Genomic DNA, 15,706 nt, shown 5'->3' with positions numbered 1-15,706 from the left:
CGGCGCGCCCGGTCGCGCCCGCGGCGGCGCCAAGGCGGCGAGCGCGCGCAAGCAGGATGGCGACCGGCCGTTCAAGTCAGGCGGCAAGCCCGGCACCAAGTCAGTGGGCAAGCCTCGCACCAAGGCCCCCGTCGCCAAGGCGGCGACACCGACCCCGGCGGTCGCGGCCAAGTCCAATCCGGCCAAGGGCGTCAGCCTGGACGTGCGGCAATATCGGGTGCAGGCCGATGACGATGGCATCCGCCTCGACCGCTGGTTCCAGCGGCATCTGCCCGATGTCGGCTTCAACATCGTGTCGCGCTGGTCGCGTACCGGCCAGTTGCGTGTCGATGGCGCCCGCGCCGCGCCCGGCGACCGCATCGCCGAAGGCCAGATGATCCGCGTGCCGCCGGCCGAGCCCAAGGTGGCGGCGGCCGACAAGCCCAAGCGCGTCCGCGTCATCGACCTGACCGAGGACGAGATCGCCTATGTCCAGGACATGGTGATCCACCGCGACAAGCAGGCGATCGTCATCAACAAGCCGCCCGGCCTCGCCACCCAGGGCGGGACCAAGACCGACGAGCATGTCGACCGGCTGCTCGACGGGCTGATCTTCGACGCGGAATCCCGGCCCAAGCTGGTCCATCGCCTCGACAAGGACACGTCGGGCGCACTACTGCTCGCCCGCTCCAGCCGCTCGGCCGCGCATTTCGCCAAGGCCTTTTCCAGCCGCACCGCGCGGAAAGTCTATTGGGCGATCGTCATCGGCGTGCCCAGCATCGACGATGGCATGATCGAACTGCCGATCACCAAGCAGCCGGGCACCGGCGGCGAGAAGATGCATGTGGACGAGGAAGAGGGCCTGCCCGCCCGCACCCGCTATCGCGTGATCGAGCGCGCCGGCAATCGCGCCGCCTGGGTCGAGTTGCAGCCCTATACCGGCCGCACCCACCAGTTGCGCGTCCATATGGCGGCGATCGGCCACCCGCTGGTTGGCGACGGCAAATATGGCGGCAAGGACAGTTTCCTGTCCGGATCGATCAGCCGCAAGATGCACCTCCATGCCCGCCGCATCCGCGTCGACCATCCCGATGGCGGCCGCATCGACATGAAGGCGGAACTGCCCGAACATTTCCTCAACAGCCTGGTCGCGCTCGGCTTCGACCTGTCGCTGGGCGATATGCCGCTGGATGACGAGATCGACCGGACGCCGACCCGCGAGGACGAGAAGAAAGCGGCCCGCGCCCATGCCAAGCAGATCCGCAAGGGCCGGCGCGGCGAACGGCGCGGTCGCGGCGAGAAATAAGGGGCGGGGCATGAGCAACCGCCTTGCCGTCTTCGATTGCGACGGCACGCTGGTCGATAGCCAGCACAGCATCTGCACCGCGATGGCCCATGCCTTCGAGGGCGAGAAGCTGACACCGCCCGACCGGCTGGCGATCCTGTCGATCGTCGGCCTGTCGCTGCCCCATGCGATGGCCCGGCTGCTGCCCGATGCGGAGCCGGACTATCACCAGTTGCTGACCGATCGTTACAAGGCGGCCTTCCACGCCCTGCGCAGCGCCAATGCCGTGTCCGAACCGCTCTATCCCGGCATGGCCGACCTGGTGCGGGCGCTGGACGGCGATGGCTGGCTGCTGGGCGTCGCCACCGGCAAGTCCGATCGCGGCCTCAACCTGTGTCTTGCCCATCATGATCTGGCGCATCATTTCGTGACCCTGCAGACCGCCGATCGCCACCCGTCCAAGCCGCACCCTTCGATGCTGCTGCAGGCGATGGCGGAGGCGGGCGCGGTGGCCGAAACCACGGTGATGATCGGCGATACCCATTTCGACATCGACATGGGGCTGGCCGCCGGTACCCGCGCGATCGGCGTCGGCTGGGGCTATCATGCGCCGGCCGAACTGGTGCAGGCCGGCGCCCATGCGGTGGCGATGGACAGCGACGAATTGCGCCGCCATATCGACGCGCCATGAACGACATGCCTCCCATCCCGCCGGTCGACCCGGAAAAGATCGCGCGCCAGCGCCATTTCGCGCTTGGCCTGTTCCGCCTGTCGGGTGCCTTCCTCGTCATGTTCGGTTTCCTGGCGATCATGCAGCGCTTTTCCTGGGTACAGGGCGACAAGGCCAAGGCGTTCGGCCTGATCATGGTCGTCGCCGGCCTGTTCCAGTTCATCATCGTGCCGCGCCTGATGCTGGCCCTGTTCAAGCGGAGCCGCCCGTGAAGCGTTTCTACAAGGATGTGACGGTCGAGCCGGTCGAGGGCGGTTTCGCGATCCGGCTGGATGGCCGCCCGGTGCGCACGCCGGCCCGCGCTGAACTGGCGCTGCCCAATGCAGTGCTGGCGGAGGCGGTGGCGCAGGAATGGCGCGACCAGGGCGAGACGGTCGATCCGGCGACGATGGCGTTCACCGGCCTTGCCAATGCCGCGATCGACCATATCGCCGGCAACCGCGCGAAATTCGCGGCCGACATTGCCGAATATGGCGGCACCGACATGCTCTGCTACCGGGCCGAGGGGCCGGAGGCGTTCGTCGCGCGTCAGGCCGCCGCCTGGGATCCGCTGCTCGACTGGGCGAGTGCCCGGTACGACGTTGCCTTCGTCACCACCCAGGGCATCATCCATGTCGCCCAGCCCGACGCGACGCTGGAACGGCTGGCGGCGGCGGTGGACGGACTGGATCCCTTCACCCTGGCCGGCCTGTCGCGGCTGGTGACCTTGAGCGGCTCGCTGGTCTGCGGCCTGGCGGTGCTGGAAGAGGCGTTCGACGCAGATTCCGTATGGGAAGCGGCCGAGATCGACGAGCGCTGGCAGGCCGAACAATGGGGCGAGGATGCCGAAGCGCTGGCCCGTTCGGCGCGCCGCGCGGGCGAGTTTGCCGTGGGTCGAGCCTTTTGCGGGATGGCACGAGCCTAGGGGGCTGGGAACGGGACCGCTCGTTCGTTCATTCTTGTGTTGGCGGATGCCCTGACTGCATCCGCCACATTGGATCAACGACCAGGGAGACCCTGACCTTGCAGTCCCGCCTTTTGGTTCCTGCCTTTCTTGCCCTTTCCACCCTCGCCGCACCGGCCCTGGCACAGGATGCCCCGGCAGCCAGCGCTGCCCCCGCCGCCGGCCAGATGACCCCCGAACAGATCAACGCCTTCAACCAGGCGGTGACCGATTTCACCGCCGGCCAGACCGCGCTGCAGGCGGGCGACAATGCCACCGCCGCAACCAGATATGAGGCGGCGATGCCCGCCATCCGCACCGCGGTGGAGGTCGACCCGACCAAGATCGACAATGTCAATTTCCTCGCCAACGCGCTTTATGCCGATGCCGCTGCCCAGGGCGCGCTCGGCAAGATGGACAAGGTGATCGCGCTTTATGGCGAATCCCTGCCGCACTGGCGCAAGGTGGTGGAGGCCAAGCCCGCCGATGCCACCAGCCGCAATATCCTGGCCGGTATCCTGATCCAGTTGGGCAACCAGAAGCTGGGCGCGCAGGACAAGGCCGGCTCCGCGCCGCTCTATCAGGAAGCGCTGGGCCTGGCCCGCAAGTCGGCGGCGGCCAATGCGGCCGATCCGGTGACGAAGAATATCCTGCTGTCGGCGCTGATCGGCGCCAGCCAGGCGACCGACGATGCCGCGCTCAAGACCGAAGCGGCGACGATGAGCAAGGCGATGCTGGCCGACGGTTCGGTCGATGCGTCGAACAAGCCTGCCGCCCAGGCGCTGAGCGGCGTCAAGGCCGGCTGAGCATGAAGAGGCCTCGCCCGGTGATCCGGGCGGGGCCTTTGCCGGTCAGGCTTCGACCATGCCGGTAATCTTGTTGGCATAGACCATGCGGCCCGGCCCCAGCATACCCAATACCTGCGGCACCATGTGGCGGGCGAGCGCGAAACAGCCCTCGCTGCGGCCGCACTTGCCCCAGGCAGCGACATGGTCCTCGCTGACATAGTCGGCGCCATGGATGACGATGGCGCGCATTTCGGCATTGTTGTTCTGCGGATCGAGCCCCGCCAGCCGCATTGACCGGCCATGCTGGCCATCATAGACGGTCAGCGTCTTGTAGGCGCCCGACGAACTGGCAAGCGAATTGGGCTCGTTGGAAAAGCTCTGCAGCCAGCCCGAATGGCCCGGATCGGACCCGCGGCCGTGCGACACCAGATAGCTGTTGGCCTGGCCACCGATCAGGTCGACGATATGGAACCGAAATTCCTTCGACGGCGCGTTGAAGTCGGCGATGGCGATGCGGTCGCGCAGGGTGAAGTCGCGCGCATGCTGGTCGAGCGCGGCCTTCGCCTCTTCCAGCAGCAGCGCATAGGGCTTGCGCGAAAAAATCGGTGCGGCCGATGGAGTCGCGGGAACCGGAGGGCGGTTCGCGGGTTCAGGCGCTACCGGTAGTGCGGCCTTGCCAACACTATCGGTCAAAAACGAGAAGGCGAGTCCGCTTAAAGCGAACTTCGTGAATTTGCGGCGATCCATGTGCCGTCTATAACAAATCAACGCCCCCGCTCCAAGACGGGGGCGCCCTTCGTCACAGGCTGCTATTGCCCGCTTCGTCCGCTCCCTGGCTCCCCTCGCCGTTTTCGCGCAGGCGTGAGGTCATGCCGCTGGCTTCGGCATCATCCAGAATCTGCTGCTGTTCCGACACGGACGGCGGCGGTGCCGGAGTCGGGGTGACGACATTTTCCGGCTCGGGCGGCAGCGCTTCCGGCTCGTTCACGATGACATTCTCGACCGGCGGTTCGACCAGATTATTGGTCGCCGGGGCTTCCTCTTCCTTCTGGCCGCAGGCGGCAAGCAGCAGCGCGCCCGACAGGGCGGCGAAGGTCAGGGGGCGGGCAAAATGGCGCATGGGGATCAGTCCTTGGCTGCGGGGGCGGTCGAATTGACCGCAGTGGGGTCGACGCGGCGGCTGGAGGCCTCGATCTTCTGGGCCAGCAGCTTGTCCCAGTCATAGGGATCGGCGCGGAAGTTCATGGTGCCGTTGCTGCTGGCAAAGGCGGTCCAGTAGAGCAGATAGACCGCGACCTGCGAGGGCAGCGACACGCGCTGGGTCTTGTTGGTGTCGATCAGGCTCTGGATCTGGCCCGACAGGCTGGGATCGCTCGCCACCATGAGTTCGGCCAGCGATACCGGCTTTTCCAGGCGGATGCAGCCATGGCTGGCAAGCCGGTCATAGCTGGAGAATTTCCCGCGCGAAGGCGTGTCGTGCAGATAGACGGCGAAGGGATTGTTGAAATCGAACTTCAGCCGGCCGAGCGCGCTGTTGGGACCGGCGGGCTGGACGATGCGCTCGCCGCCCTCGGGCGTCTTCACGATCTTGTAGCCCTGCTTGGCCAGGGTTGCGCGGCCCTTGGGGAACAATTCCTTCCTGGCGATCGACATCGGCACGTTCCAGGGCGGATTGACCACGATGGAATGGATGTTCGACGACAGCATCGGCGTCTGGTTAGTCGGGCTGCCGGTGACGGCGCGCATCGATGTGACGGGTTCGTCGCCCTGGAACACGGTCAGCACGGCGGCGGCGATGTTCACCTGGACGCGGTTTACCGGCAATTCGCGCGGCATCCAGCGCCAGCGTTCCATATTGGCCATGATCGCGGCGATGCGATCATCCACCGACACGTTGAGCGCGGTCAGGGTGCGTGCGTCGAGCAGGCCGGTGGGGTTGAGGCCATAGCGGCGCTGCGCGCGTTGCAGCGCGGCGGTCAGCGGCTCGGTGCCGGTGACGCTCTTGTCCTCCAGCGCCAGGCGGGCGCGCACGACATCGGCCGAGGCGCCGGCCGACAGGCTGGGCCAGCCGCCGGTGTCGCGGATCTTCTCATAGGTGGCGAGGCCCTTGCGCAGCCCGTCATAGCCCGAATAGGGCGGGGTCAGGCTGGCGGCCCATTGCGGCAGCCGATCCTCGGCAATCGCCTTGGCGAGCGAGGGGCGCGGATCGAAGGCGGCAGGGCGCAGCGCCCAGACCTCCAGAAAATCGGCGGTATCGACCCGGCCGGTGCTGAGCGCGCGGCCGCGATCCAGCAGTGCGTTCAGCAATTGCTGCCCGTGCATCGGCGCGGTCGGCTTGCTGCGCGCCATCAGCCCTTCGGCCATGCCGCTCTTGAGCCATTCATTCGCCCAGTCATCCTGCGCCTGGGACAGGGCAGGCAGCGGCACGGGCGGGGGCATCACCGCCATCGGCGGAGGCAGCACGACCTGGCCGGCCGGCGGCGCGCTCTGGGTCGGTGTCACCGCCGGTGGCTGCGCGACGGCCGGGATGGCGGCGGCGGCCAGCAGGGGCAGGGCGAGGAAACGGATCAAATCGGGACGGTTCATGCTGGACCAGATAGCGCAAAGCGGCCATCTATCAAATCGCGATAGCGGGAAAAGATCATGCTGCACGTCGTTCACCATCCCGCCTATGTCTCCCCGGCCACAGACGGCCAGCAGGCGCGCTTCGACAAATATGGCCTGGTGATGGACGTGCTGGCCGAAAGCGGCGCGCCGATGACCGTTCATGCGCCCGATCCGATGCCCGCGTCCTGGATCGCGGCGGTGCATGATCCCGCCTATGTCGAAGAGGTGCTGGCGCTCGCTGTGCCGCCCGAAAAGGAACGGCGGATCGGCTTTCCGGTAACCGAGCGGGTGATGCGCCGGGCGCTGCTGTCGCCCGGCGGCACCTGGCTGGCGGCGAAGCTGGCGCTGGTCCATGGCTATGCCGCCAATGCCGCCGGGGGCAGCCACCATGCCCTGGCCGACAGCGGCGCGGGCTATTGCGTGTTCAACGATCTGGCGATCGCGGCCAACCGGCTGATCGCGGAGGGGGATGTGAACCGCATCCTGATCCTCGACCTCGACGTGCATCAGGGCGATGGTACGGCGTCGCTGATGGCGGGGCGGGGCGATGTCTTCACCCTGTCGATCCATGCGAAGAAGAATTTCCCGGTGCGCAAGGCGCGCTCGACGCTGGATCTGGGCCTGGCCGACGATACCGGCGACGCAGACTATCTGGCGGCGCTGGGCGAGATGCTGCCGCGCGTGCTGAATGATTTCGTGCCGGACCTGATCCTCTATCAGGCCGGAGTGGACGGTCATGTGGATGATCGGCTGGGCCGGCTGGCGCTCAGCGACGAGGGGCTGGCCGCGCGCGACGGACTGGTGATGGGTCAGGCGCTGGCGCGCGCCATTCCGGTCGCCAGTTGCATGGGTGGCGGCTATGGCGCGGACCGGATGGCGGTCGCGCGGCGCCATGCCGCCTGCATGCTGCGGATGGCGTCAGTGGAGCGTGCTGTCTGACGCGCTGGGCTTCGCGGCGCGCCCTTCCATCAGCTTCGCGGCGATCAGCCCGGCCACGCTCAGCGCGACCAGATCGCTCAGCGCCAGATAGAGGCTGTAGCCCCAGGGCGCATGGTTGAACACGGCCTGGCCGATATGCAGCCACAGCACCGTGGCGAGCGCGAACAGGATCGACACCCGCGCCCGGCTGTTGAAGTCGCCGGTGACGAAGCGCAGCGCGAGCGCAATCAGCACACCGGTCGCCAGCGCCAGCAGCAGCCCGCCGATCAGGCTGGAGCCGTCCATCACCGGGAAGCCGCCATTATTGTAGAAAAGCATCGCCACCGGCCCCTTGCCATAGAGGATCGTGCCCTGCGCCGTGGCGGGATCGGGGATGACATAAACGCCGGTGCCGCTGCGGGCCAGCGCCTGCGCCATCGCGGCCTGGAGATTGGCGCTCGCCTGCGGATCGGCACGACTGAGCGCCAGCGCGCTCAGGGGCGTGCCCCAGAAGAGGAAGCCGATGATGAACATGGCGAAACCGCCAAGCAGTCCGCCCAGGATGGTCCGCAGCATCATAGCCTCACTCCCCGTTCCAACGCGCTCCGACAGTGGAGGCTGATCTACAAACGCCGGGAAGGCAATGTCTTTCCGTGGAGCGGATCAATCCTTTGGACGGGCGGCCTTTTCGACCAGGCCCGACAGGCCTTCGCGCCGGTCCAGTTCGTCGAGCACATCGTCGAAGGGAATGCCGCAATCGGCCAGCAGCACCAGCAGGTGGAAGAGGAGGTCCGCGCTTTCGCCGACCAATTCGGCCCGATTATCGGCCATGGCGGCGATCACCGCCTCGACCGCTTCCTCGCCGACCTTCTGGGCGATCTTGCCCCGGCCGCGGGCGGTCAGCTTCGCCACATAGGATGCCGATGGATCGGCCTTCCGTCGCTCGGCGATGGTCTGTTCGAGGGTTTGAAGGGTCGCGCGCATGGGCTGCATCAAGCGTCCCGCGCGCGACCCGTCAAATGAATTTTACTTCTGCTTGCGGCGCGCGAAGAAGACGCGGCCGGCCAGAACGGCGGCGCCCATGCCGAACAGCGCCATCTGTTCGGGTTCAGGCACCGGGGTCGGCGTGCCACCGCTGCTGCCGCCCGACGAGGTGCCGCCGCCGCTGGAGCCGCCGCACTTGAACCAGCAGAAGGTGGCGTTGGCCGGGGCGGGGATGGCGAGGCCCATCAGGCTGGCCGAACCCGCTACGAGAAGAAGTTTGCTGATCTGCATAAAAGTCACCCTGTTTCAAAATGGACAAATCGCTTCGAAACGACCCTGCGCCCTGTCTACGCAGTAACCGTGCCAATTTTGCCAAGTGACGTTTTTCTGCGGTTGGCGACCGATGGCCGCCAAAAGCCCCATATGGTTAATGTCAATTAACCCGACATTTTGGCGCTTTTCTGCGCTTTAATGGCCCCGAACGGGGATGCCGGCGCGGGCCAGCGCCTGATGCGCTTCAGCAATAGTATGTTGACCGAAGTGAAATATCGAAGCGGCCAGCACCGCGCTGGCATGGCCTTCGACCACGCCCGCGACCAGATGGTCGAGCGTGCCGACGCCGCCGCTGGCGATCACCGGGATCGACACGGCATCGGCGATCATGCGGGTCAGCGCCAGGTCATAGCCCTGCTTGGTGCCATCGCCATCCATCGAGGTGACGAGCAGTTCGCCTGCGCCAAGCTCCGCCAGGCGCAGTGCATGTTCCAGCGCGTCGATGCCGGTCGGCTTGCGGCCGCCATGGGTGAAGATTTCCCAGCGCCCCTCGCCCACCTTGCGGGCATCGACCGAGCCGACGATGCACTGCGCGCCGAAGCGATCGGCGATGTCGGCCACCAGTTCGGGGCGGGCGACGGCGGCGCTGTTGACCGCCACCTTGTCCGCGCCCGCCAGCAGCAGGGCGCGGGCGTCCTCCGCGCTGCGCACGCCGCCGCCGACGGTGACGGGCATGAAGCAGACTTCCGCGGTGCGGCGCACCACGTCCAATATGGTGCCGCGTGCCTCATGAGTCGCGGTGATGTCGAGGAAGCAGAGTTCGTCGGCGCCGGCCGCGTCGTAGAGCTTGGCCTGCTCCACCGGATCGCCGGCATCCTTGAGGTCGACGAAATTGACGCCCTTCACCACGCGGCCATTGGCAACGTCGAGGCAGGGAATGACGCGGGTGCGGACGGTCATTGAAACAGGCTCCCAGATCCGGTGGGGAGGGGGTCAGGCCGCCGCCTGCGCGACCGCTAGCGCGGTCTTGAGGTCGAGGCGGCCGTCATAGATGGCGCGGCCGGTGATGACGCCTTCGATCCCGTCATCGGCATGGAGGCTGAGGACGCGGATATCCGCGATCCCCGCCACGCCGCCGCTGGCGATCACCGGCATGTCGGTGGCGCGCGCGAGATCGACGGTCGCATCGATATTCACGCCCTTGAGCAGGCCGTCGCGGCCGACATCGGTGAAGAGCAGGCTGGCGACGCCCGCATCCTCGAACCGGCGGGCGAGGTCGATCACCGGCATGTCGCTCTTTTCCGCCCAGCCGTCGGTGGCGACGAAGCCGTCGCGCGCATCGACCGCGACGACGATGCCGCCGGGGAAGTCGCGCGCGGCCGCCTTGACGAAGGCGGGGTCTTTCAGCGCAGCGGTGCCGATCACGATGCGCGATACGCCCAGGTCAAACCAGCGTTCGACCGATTCCCGGTTGCGGATGCCGCCGCCGAGCTGGACATGGCCGGGAAAGGCCTCGACGATGCGTTCGACCGCTTCGGCATTGACCGCATGACCGGCAAAGCTGCCATCCAGATCGACGACATGGATATGCTGGGCGCCGGCCGCGGCAAAGATCAGCGCCTGCGCGGCGGGATCGTCGCCATAGACGGTGGCACGGTCCATGTCGCCCTCGGCCAGGCGGACGACCTGGCCGCCTTTGAGGTCGATGGCGGGGAAGACGATCAGGGACATTATCCGATTTCCGTTCGGTTCGAGCTTGTCGAGAACCCACGCGCAACGGTTCTCGACAGGCTCGAACCGAACGGGGGTAGGGGCGGTATCACGGCTTCCAGTCCAGAAAGCGCGCGAGGAAGGACAGGCCGTAGCGCTGGCTCTTTTCCGGGTGGAACTGGCAGCCGATGATGGTGTCGCGCGCGACGGCGGCGACCAGCGGCCCGCCATGGTCGGTGACGGCGGCGACATGGGCCGGATTTACGGCCTCAAAATGATAGCTGTGCAGAAAATAGGCCTCGCCGGCCTCGATCAGCGGCGGCTCGCCGTTCAGCACCACATCGTTCCAGCCCATATGCGGCACCTTGATCGAGGCATCGGTCGGTTCGATCAGGCGCACCGTGCCGGGAATCCAGCCCAGCCCCTCATGCCGGCCGAACTCCTCGCCGGCGTCGGCGAGCAACTGCATGCCGACGCAGACGCCCAGAAAGGGGATGCCGCGCTGGTTCACCGCCTCGTTCATCGCGTCGACCATGCCGGGGATCGCGACCAAGGCATCGCGGCAGGCGCGGAAGGCGCCGACGCCGGGCAGGACGATGCGGTCGGCCTTCGCCACGACATCGGCATCGGCGGTGATGGTCACATCATCGGCGCCCGCCTTGCGCAGGGCATTGTGGACCGAATGGAGATTGCCCGCGCCATAGTCGATCAAGGCAATGATCATGGCAGCAGCGTGTCCAGATTGACGCTGGCGGCACGCGCCGGGAGGAACTCGATCAGGTCGAACGATGCCGCGCCGTTGACGACGAAGGGATCGGTCGCGGCCTTCGCCGCGATCTCGTCACGTTCGCCGCGCGCCAGCAAAATGCCGCCGGTGCGCGGTTCGCGCCGGCCGGCGAGCAGCAGCCAGCCATCGGCAATGCCCTGGTCCAGCCAGGCCCGATGATCGGCCAGATGGCCGTCCAGCACATCGATCGGCGCCGTATAGGTCAGCGAAATGATGAACATGGGGTCGGCCTTTCTATGGAAATGATGCTTAGAGCATGCCCTTGGTCGAGGGGATGGCGTCGGCCTTGCGCGGGTCGATCTCCACCGCCTGGCGCAGCGCGCGGGCCAGGCCCTTGAACGCGCTTTCGACGATATGATGATTGTTGCTGCCATAGAGCAGCTCGATGTGCAGCGTGATGCCGGCGGCCTGGGCCAGGCTGTGGAAGAAATGCTCCACCATCTCCGTGTCCCATTCGCCGACCTTGGTGACGGTGAAGGGCAGCTTGCACACCAGCCAGGGGCGACCGGAAATGTCGAGCGCGACGCGGCTCAGCGTTTCGTCCATTGGCGAATAGACGCTGCCGTACCGGCTGATGCCGCGCTTGTCGCCCAGCGCCTTGGCCAGCGCCTCGCCGATTGCGATCGCCGTATCCTCGGTGGTATGATGCTGGTCGACATGCAGGTCGCCGACGGTCTTGACGGTCATGTCGATCAGCGAGTGACGCGACAGCTGCTCGATCATATGGTCGAGGAAACCGATCCCGGTGGAGACGGTGTAAAGACCGGTGCCGTCGAGGTTGACGGTCACGTCGATCTGCGTTTCCGCAGTGTTGCGGTGAATCTCGGCCGTGCGCATGCGCGCCCTATAGCGCGTCGCGCGCGCCATGCAATCTGATGATGTACCTCTCGGGCGGGGGTTGACCGCCGCTTTCGCGTCGTTAGGACATATGCCCCATGAGTGAAGACCTGCCCGACAGCCTGATTCCCTATGACGAAATCGTGCAGGAGGCCCTGCGCGCGGTCGTCGGCCGCGTGCTGGGCGAAGTGCAGCAGACCGGCGGCCTGCCGGGCGCGCATCATTTCTACATCACGTTCAAGACGCATGCCGCCGGGGTGGATATCCCCAAGCATCTATCGGAACGTTTCCCGGACGAGATGACCATCGTCCTCCAGAACAAGTTCTGGGATCTCAAGGTCAGCGACCGCCATTTCGAGGTCAGCCTGACCTTCAACCAGGTCGCGGCGCATCTGGTCATTCCCTTCAGCGCGATCACCGCCTTCGTCGATCCCGCCGTCAATTTCGCGCTGCAGTTCCAGGTTCAGGCCGACGAAGAGCCCGAACCCCATGACGTGGCCGAAAATGACGCGCCGCTGGTCACGACCGAGGATGGCTCCAACGTCGTCACGGTGGATTTCGGCAAGAAGAAGTGAGCCCGGCGGCCGGCATCGGCCGCAGGCTCAAAATTCGTGGCGATAGGAGAAGCGCAGCTTCTGGCTCGTCCCGAAACTATTGTCGACATAGCTGATATTGGCGCCGACCGTGTCGCGACGCGTAAGATGGTAGGACAGGCCACCACCCAGCGCCACGCCCGAAAAATCATGGGTGCCCTTGGTCACATTGCCGCCCGCCATCGCGGTCAGCTTCGGTCCCAGCGGCCGCAACAGGAACAGCCCGACATAGCCGCTGTTGCTGCTGAGCGCGATCGGCAGGCCATCGCTCTGGTCGATATCGCTGACCGGGCCATGCCCATTGGTATAGGTATAGCCGAAGGGCACGAATATCTGCAATTTGCCGGTCTTCAGCCCGATTTGCGACAGGGGCACGAAGCCGCCGAGCGAATAGCGCGTCTGTTCCACGCCCGAATCGAAATGACTCTTGCCGGCCGAGAAGGTCAGGATCGCGACCGGGAGCAGATAGGATGCGCCGACCGACCAGAGGCCCGATTCCGACACGCGGGCATTGAATTTCAACTTGGGGCCGACCGCGACCGATCCGGACAGCGAAAATTCGTCGGAGGCGCGGGTGATGCCGACCTTGGTCGCGATCTTGGTGGGGTCGTCGGACGATTTTTCTTCTTCTGCTGCGTGGACCGGAGCCGTCGTGGCGGCAAGGCAGAGGAGGAGGGCAAGGACGGGGCGATCGGACATGCGGTTTTCCTCCTGGATGCCGGGCAGGATATCGGGCCGCGTGCGCCGATCAATTGCGGTAAACCCCGGTAAAGGCGCAGATCCTGCCTCTGCATGACGGCCTGTGGCCCGCCGTGCGGATGGGCCATAGGGATATGCGATATTCGCAAGTTTCGCCTTGGAATTTCCCGCCCCGGCCCTACATCGGAACCAGTTTTGCGATTGATTCTTAACTGGGAGTTCTGAATGTCCGCTACCCGCACCGAAACCGACAGCATTGGCGCCATCGAGGTGCCGGCCGACGCCTATTGGGGCGCCCAGACCCAGCGCAGCATCGAGAATTTCCCCTTCGGCGCGACCGAGCGGATGCCGATCGGCATCGTCCATGCGCAGGCGATCGTGAAGCAGGCGGCGGCGCGGGTGAATGCGAAACATGGCCTAGACGCGACGATCGTCGCGGGCATCGAGAATGCCGCGCAGCAGATCGTCTCCGGCGCGCTCGACGACCAGTTCCCGCTCGTCATCTGGCAGACGGGCAGCGGCACCCAGACCAACATGAACGTCAATGAGGTGATTGCCGGCTATGCCAATGAGCAGCTGGCCGGCACGCGCGGCGGCAAGAGCCCGGTCCATCCCAACGACCATGTGAACATGAGCCAATCGTCGAACGACAGCTTCCCGACCGCGCTCCATGTCGCGACCGTGCTGGCGACCCGCGACAAGCTGATCCCGGCGCTGGAGAAGCTGACCGGCGTACTGACCGCCAAGGCAGAAGGCTGGGGTCATATCGTCAAGATCGGCCGCACCCATACGCAGGATGCGACGCCGCTGACGCTGGGCCAGGAATTTTCCGGCTATGCCGCGCAGCTGGTCAGCAGCAAGGCGCGGATCGAGGGGGCATTGAACGGCAATATCCGCAAGCTGGCGATCGGCGGCACGGCGGTCGGCACCGGTCTCAACGCACCCGATGGCTGGGCGGACGACATGACGGCGGCGATCAGCGACATTGCCGGCACCCCGTTTGAAAGCGCACCCAACAAGTTCGAGCAGCTGGCCGCCAAGGATGGCCTCGTCTTCTTCTCCGGCGCGCTCAACACGCTGGCGGTGGCGCTGACCAAGATCGCCAATGACATCCGCTTCCTGGGCTCCGGCCCGCGCTCGGGCCTGGGTGAGCTGGACCTGCCCGCCAATGAGCCGGGCAGCTCGATCATGCCGGGCAAGGTCAACCCGACCCAGTGCGAATCGCTGACCATGGTGGCGGCGCAGGTGATCGGCAATCATCAGGCGGTGACCGTCGGCGGCATGCAGGGCCATTTCGAACTCAATGTCTTCATGCCGCTGATCGGCGCCAATGTGCTGCGCTCGATCCATCTGCTCAGCGTCGGCATGGAAAGCTTCGCCGACCGCTGCGTCGAAGGGATGCAGGCCAATGAGGGCCGGATCGCCGAACTGGTCGAACGCTCGCTGATGCTGGTGACCGCGCTGGCGCCCGAGATCGGCTATGACAATGCCGCGACCATCGCCAAGCATGCGCACAAGAAGGGGCTGACGCTCAAGCAGGCGGGCCTCGAACTGGGGCTGGTCGATGAGCCGACCTTCGACCGGCTGGTGCGGCCGGAAAATATGGTCTGATCCAGATCAACTGGCGGAACCGGGGCGGGTGCGATACATTAATCCCCTATGAAGAAAACGCCCGCCCCGACCGCCGCAAAGCTTCCGTCCACCGCGACGCGCGTTCGCAAGTCGAGCCTGTTTCGCAAGGCGGCACGGCTCGGCGCGACGGTGGTGGCCGCACGGGTCGCCGCCGACACGGGCAAGAAGGGCGTGATCGGCCTGATCGCCGGGGCCGGCGCCAAGCGCCTCATCATGCGCTATCCGGTCGGCGCCATGGTCCTTACCGGCGCCTATCTGGCGGGCAAGCTCTATGAGGCCAAGCGCGAGGCGGACCGCAAGATGGCGACCAAGCTGCTGACCGACGCCAGCGCCAAGCCGATCCTGATCGACGAGGCGCGTGCCGCCCGCAAGAAGGCGGGCTAAAGCGCGCCCTGCCAGGCCTTGATCGCGTCGATCGGCCAGGCGAGCATCAGGACATTGAGTGTCAGATTGTCGCGGATCACCGCCAGTGCCAGCAATTCAAAGCCGATCGCGACGATGATTGTCAGCCAGACGGGCGCGCGCGACGCGAACAGGAAGCCCAGGGCCATCATGCCGATATCGCTCATCGAATTGAGGATGGAATCGCCTGAATAGCCGAGTGCGATCGTCGCCGTGCGGTAACGGTCGATGATGATCGGTGAATTTTCGAGGATTTCCCACACCGCCTCGATCGCCACCGCCACCGACAGGCGGACGCCGAGCGGCCTGCGTCGCATCAGAAAATGGGTCGCGCCATAGAAGAGGAAGCCGTGGATGACGTGGCTGAGGCTGTACCAGTCGGACAGATGCTGGCTGTTACCGCTGTCGATCGGCCCATGCCATAGCGCGATCGTGCCGCAGGTGCAGATCGGCGGGCGGCCCATCAGATAGAGGATCGCGGCAGCCGCCAGCGCGATCAGCAGGGCGAGGATAAAGCCCCGCTGTTTCATTCCTTTACGCGATCGCGCCAAGCCTCTTCT

Annotated in this window: 22 protein-coding genes; 9 read left to right on the top strand and 13 right to left on the bottom strand. The window is 66.0% G+C overall.

Annotated elements, in window-relative coordinates:
• The 5 genes from A0U87_RS25900 to A0U87_RS25880 all read left to right on the top strand — a co-directional run.
• The coding region (locus A0U87_RS25900; protein ID WP_240700638.1) for an RluA family pseudouridine synthase at positions 1 to 1,285 on the top strand (1,285 nt) is incomplete at its 5' end.
• A gap of 10 nt (positions 1,286 to 1,295) precedes the next feature.
• On the top strand, positions 1,296 to 1,955 hold the full coding sequence (locus A0U87_RS25895) for an HAD-IA family hydrolase (RefSeq protein WP_010339638.1): 660 nt from the start codon (positions 1,296 to 1,298) through the stop codon (positions 1,953 to 1,955).
• Complete coding sequence (locus A0U87_RS25890) at positions 1,952 to 2,206, top strand: hypothetical protein (RefSeq protein ID WP_004208582.1); 255 nt, start codon at positions 1,952 to 1,954, stop codon at positions 2,204 to 2,206. The genes A0U87_RS25895 and A0U87_RS25890 overlap by 4 nt, the downstream gene beginning before the upstream one ends.
• Positions 2,203 to 2,898: an ATP12 family protein gene (locus A0U87_RS25885; RefSeq protein ID WP_010339639.1), complete on the top strand. Its 696-nt coding sequence runs from the start codon at positions 2,203 to 2,205 to the stop codon at positions 2,896 to 2,898. The genes A0U87_RS25890 and A0U87_RS25885 overlap by 4 nt, the downstream gene beginning before the upstream one ends.
• 98 nt (positions 2,899 to 2,996) lie before the next feature.
• Positions 2,997 to 3,722: a hypothetical protein gene (locus A0U87_RS25880; protein ID WP_048937444.1), complete on the top strand. Its 726-nt coding sequence runs from the start codon at positions 2,997 to 2,999 to the stop codon at positions 3,720 to 3,722.
• Positions 3,723 to 3,767: 45 nt separating this feature from the next.
• Here the strand turns inward: A0U87_RS25880 and A0U87_RS25875 are convergent, their stop codons facing one another.
• The 3 genes from A0U87_RS25875 to A0U87_RS25865 are packed head-to-tail and all read right to left on the bottom strand — an operon-like array spanning position 3,768 to position 6,290.
• Entirely contained in the window at positions 3,768 to 4,451 is a 684-nt protein-coding gene (locus A0U87_RS25875) for a murein L,D-transpeptidase catalytic domain family protein (protein ID WP_010339641.1), read from the bottom strand.
• Positions 4,452 to 4,503: 52 nt separating this feature from the next.
• Positions 4,504 to 4,824: a hypothetical protein gene (locus A0U87_RS25870; RefSeq protein WP_010339642.1), complete on the bottom strand. Its 321-nt coding sequence runs from the start codon at positions 4,822 to 4,824 to the stop codon at positions 4,504 to 4,506.
• Positions 4,825 to 4,829: 5 nt separating this feature from the next.
• Complete coding sequence (locus tag A0U87_RS25865) at positions 4,830 to 6,290, bottom strand: L,D-transpeptidase family protein (RefSeq protein ID WP_017500103.1); 1,461 nt, start codon at positions 6,288 to 6,290, stop codon at positions 4,830 to 4,832.
• Between the two features lie 57 nt (positions 6,291 to 6,347).
• Here A0U87_RS25865 and A0U87_RS25860 point away from each other — a divergent pair, with 57 nt between their 5' ends.
• Positions 6,348 to 7,250 carry a histone deacetylase gene (locus tag A0U87_RS25860; RefSeq protein ID WP_048937442.1) on the top strand — a complete coding sequence of 301 codons (903 nt, stop codon included), beginning with the start codon at positions 6,348 to 6,350 and terminating at the stop codon, positions 7,248 to 7,250.
• Here A0U87_RS25860 and A0U87_RS25855 read toward each other — a convergent pair.
• From A0U87_RS25855 to hisB, 8 genes are all read right to left on the bottom strand, one after another.
• Positions 7,230 to 7,808 (bottom strand): hypothetical protein, encoded by a 579-nt coding sequence (locus tag A0U87_RS25855; RefSeq protein WP_004208574.1) that lies wholly within the window; start codon positions 7,806 to 7,808, stop codon positions 7,230 to 7,232. The genes A0U87_RS25860 and A0U87_RS25855 overlap by 21 nt on opposite strands.
• An 84-nt stretch (positions 7,809 to 7,892) precedes the next feature.
• Positions 7,893 to 8,213: a phosphoribosyl-ATP diphosphatase gene (locus tag A0U87_RS25850; protein WP_029548007.1), complete on the bottom strand. Its 321-nt coding sequence runs from the start codon at positions 8,211 to 8,213 to the stop codon at positions 7,893 to 7,895.
• A gap of 42 nt (positions 8,214 to 8,255) precedes the next feature.
• Positions 8,256 to 8,504, bottom strand: a complete 249-nt coding sequence (locus tag A0U87_RS25845) for a PEP-CTERM sorting domain-containing protein (protein WP_004208572.1) — start codon at positions 8,502 to 8,504, stop codon at positions 8,256 to 8,258.
• Positions 8,505 to 8,681: 177 nt separating this feature from the next.
• On the bottom strand, positions 8,682 to 9,446 hold the full coding sequence (gene hisF / locus A0U87_RS25840; protein WP_010339646.1) for an imidazole glycerol phosphate synthase subunit HisF: 765 nt from the start codon (positions 9,444 to 9,446) through the stop codon (positions 8,682 to 8,684).
• Positions 9,447 to 9,479: 33 nt separating this feature from the next.
• Positions 9,480 to 10,217 (bottom strand): 1-(5-phosphoribosyl)-5-[(5-phosphoribosylamino)methylideneamino]imidazole-4-carboxamide isomerase, encoded by a 738-nt coding sequence (gene hisA / locus A0U87_RS25835; protein ID WP_004208570.1) that lies wholly within the window; start codon positions 10,215 to 10,217, stop codon positions 9,480 to 9,482.
• Between the two features lie 88 nt (positions 10,218 to 10,305).
• A complete protein-coding gene (hisH, locus tag A0U87_RS25830; RefSeq protein WP_010339647.1) occupies positions 10,306 to 10,920 on the bottom strand; it encodes an imidazole glycerol phosphate synthase subunit HisH in 615 nt (204 codons plus the stop codon).
• Positions 10,917 to 11,204, bottom strand: a complete 288-nt coding sequence (locus A0U87_RS25825; protein WP_004208568.1) for a YciI family protein — start codon at positions 11,202 to 11,204, stop codon at positions 10,917 to 10,919. Before A0U87_RS25825 ends, hisH begins: the two co-directional genes overlap by 4 nt.
• A gap of 28 nt (positions 11,205 to 11,232) precedes the next feature.
• A complete protein-coding gene (hisB, locus tag A0U87_RS25820; protein ID WP_007710360.1) occupies positions 11,233 to 11,820 on the bottom strand; it encodes an imidazoleglycerol-phosphate dehydratase HisB in 588 nt (195 codons plus the stop codon).
• A 98-nt stretch (positions 11,821 to 11,918) separates the two neighbouring features.
• Between hisB and A0U87_RS25815 the strand changes: the two genes are divergently transcribed.
• The gene (locus A0U87_RS25815) at positions 11,919 to 12,395 is read left to right on the top strand and encodes a ClpXP protease specificity-enhancing factor SspB (RefSeq protein WP_004208566.1); all 477 of its coding nucleotides are present in this window, start codon (positions 11,919 to 11,921) and stop codon (positions 12,393 to 12,395) included.
• A 27-nt stretch (positions 12,396 to 12,422) separates the two neighbouring features.
• Here the strand turns inward: A0U87_RS25815 and A0U87_RS25810 are convergent, their stop codons facing one another.
• Positions 12,423 to 13,112 carry a hypothetical protein gene (locus A0U87_RS25810; RefSeq protein WP_010339648.1) on the bottom strand — a complete coding sequence of 230 codons (690 nt, stop codon included), beginning with the start codon at positions 13,110 to 13,112 and terminating at the stop codon, positions 12,423 to 12,425.
• Between the two features lie 225 nt (positions 13,113 to 13,337).
• Here A0U87_RS25810 and fumC point away from each other — a divergent pair, with 225 nt between their 5' ends.
• Together fumC and A0U87_RS25800 are read left to right on the top strand one after the other, a co-directional pair.
• Complete coding sequence (gene fumC / locus A0U87_RS25805) at positions 13,338 to 14,723, top strand: class II fumarate hydratase (RefSeq protein ID WP_048937441.1); 1,386 nt, start codon at positions 13,338 to 13,340, stop codon at positions 14,721 to 14,723.
• A 48-nt stretch (positions 14,724 to 14,771) separates the two neighbouring features.
• Positions 14,772 to 15,128, top strand: coding sequence for a hypothetical protein (locus tag A0U87_RS25800; RefSeq protein WP_004208562.1), 357 nt, complete (start codon positions 14,772 to 14,774; stop codon positions 15,126 to 15,128).
• On the opposite strand, the gene A0U87_RS25795 is transcribed toward A0U87_RS25800, so the two are convergent.
• On the bottom strand, positions 15,125 to 15,676 hold the full coding sequence (locus A0U87_RS25795; protein WP_048937440.1) for a DUF2585 domain-containing protein: 552 nt from the start codon (positions 15,674 to 15,676) through the stop codon (positions 15,125 to 15,127). The genes A0U87_RS25800 and A0U87_RS25795 overlap by 4 nt on opposite strands.
• Between the last annotated feature and the right edge of the window lie 30 nt (positions 15,677 to 15,706).

The organism is Sphingobium sp. MP9-4, from assembly GCF_005281675.1.
Taxonomy (GTDB): Bacteria; Pseudomonadota; Alphaproteobacteria; order Sphingomonadales; family Sphingomonadaceae; genus Sphingobium; species Sphingobium yanoikuyae.
The sequence above is the reverse complement of the archived record's forward strand: the minus strand, read 5'-3'. Positions and strand labels throughout refer to the sequence as shown.

Coding starts and splice junctions, on each gene's coding strand:
- A0U87_RS25895 (WP_010339638.1), top strand. CDS start 1,296: ATGAGCAACCGCCTTGCCGTCTTCGATTGCGACGGCACGCTGGTCGAT.
- A0U87_RS25890 (WP_004208582.1), top strand. CDS start 1,952: ATGAACGACATGCCTCCCATCCCGCCGGTCGACCCGGAAAAGATCGCG.
- A0U87_RS25875 (WP_010339641.1), bottom strand. CDS start 4,451: ATGGATCGCCGCAAATTCACGAAGTTCGCTTTAAGCGGACTCGCCTTC.
- A0U87_RS25870 (WP_010339642.1), bottom strand. CDS start 4,824: ATGCGCCATTTTGCCCGCCCCCTGACCTTCGCCGCCCTGTCGGGCGCG.
- A0U87_RS25865 (WP_017500103.1), bottom strand. CDS start 6,290: ATGAACCGTCCCGATTTGATCCGTTTCCTCGCCCTGCCCCTGCTGGCC.
- A0U87_RS25860 (WP_048937442.1), top strand. CDS start 6,348: ATGCTGCACGTCGTTCACCATCCCGCCTATGTCTCCCCGGCCACAGAC.
- A0U87_RS25855 (WP_004208574.1), bottom strand. CDS start 7,808: ATGATGCTGCGGACCATCCTGGGCGGACTGCTTGGCGGTTTCGCCATG.
- A0U87_RS25850 (WP_029548007.1), bottom strand. CDS start 8,213: ATGCGCGCGACCCTTCAAACCCTCGAACAGACCATCGCCGAGCGACGG.
- A0U87_RS25845 (WP_004208572.1), bottom strand. CDS start 8,504: ATGCAGATCAGCAAACTTCTTCTCGTAGCGGGTTCGGCCAGCCTGATG.
- hisF (WP_010339646.1), bottom strand. CDS start 9,446: ATGACCGTCCGCACCCGCGTCATTCCCTGCCTCGACGTTGCCAATGGC.
- hisA (WP_004208570.1), bottom strand. CDS start 10,217: ATGTCCCTGATCGTCTTCCCCGCCATCGACCTCAAAGGCGGCCAGGTC.
- hisH (WP_010339647.1), bottom strand. CDS start 10,920: ATGATCATTGCCTTGATCGACTATGGCGCGGGCAATCTCCATTCGGTC.
- A0U87_RS25825 (WP_004208568.1), bottom strand. CDS start 11,204: ATGTTCATCATTTCGCTGACCTATACGGCGCCGATCGATGTGCTGGAC.
- hisB (WP_007710360.1), bottom strand. CDS start 11,820: ATGCGCACGGCCGAGATTCACCGCAACACTGCGGAAACGCAGATCGAC.
- A0U87_RS25815 (WP_004208566.1), top strand. CDS start 11,919: ATGAGTGAAGACCTGCCCGACAGCCTGATTCCCTATGACGAAATCGTG.
- A0U87_RS25810 (WP_010339648.1), bottom strand. CDS start 13,112: ATGTCCGATCGCCCCGTCCTTGCCCTCCTCCTCTGCCTTGCCGCCACG.
- fumC (WP_048937441.1), top strand. CDS start 13,338: ATGTCCGCTACCCGCACCGAAACCGACAGCATTGGCGCCATCGAGGTG.
- A0U87_RS25800 (WP_004208562.1), top strand. CDS start 14,772: ATGAAGAAAACGCCCGCCCCGACCGCCGCAAAGCTTCCGTCCACCGCG.
- A0U87_RS25795 (WP_048937440.1), bottom strand. CDS start 15,676: ATGAAACAGCGGGGCTTTATCCTCGCCCTGCTGATCGCGCTGGCGGCT.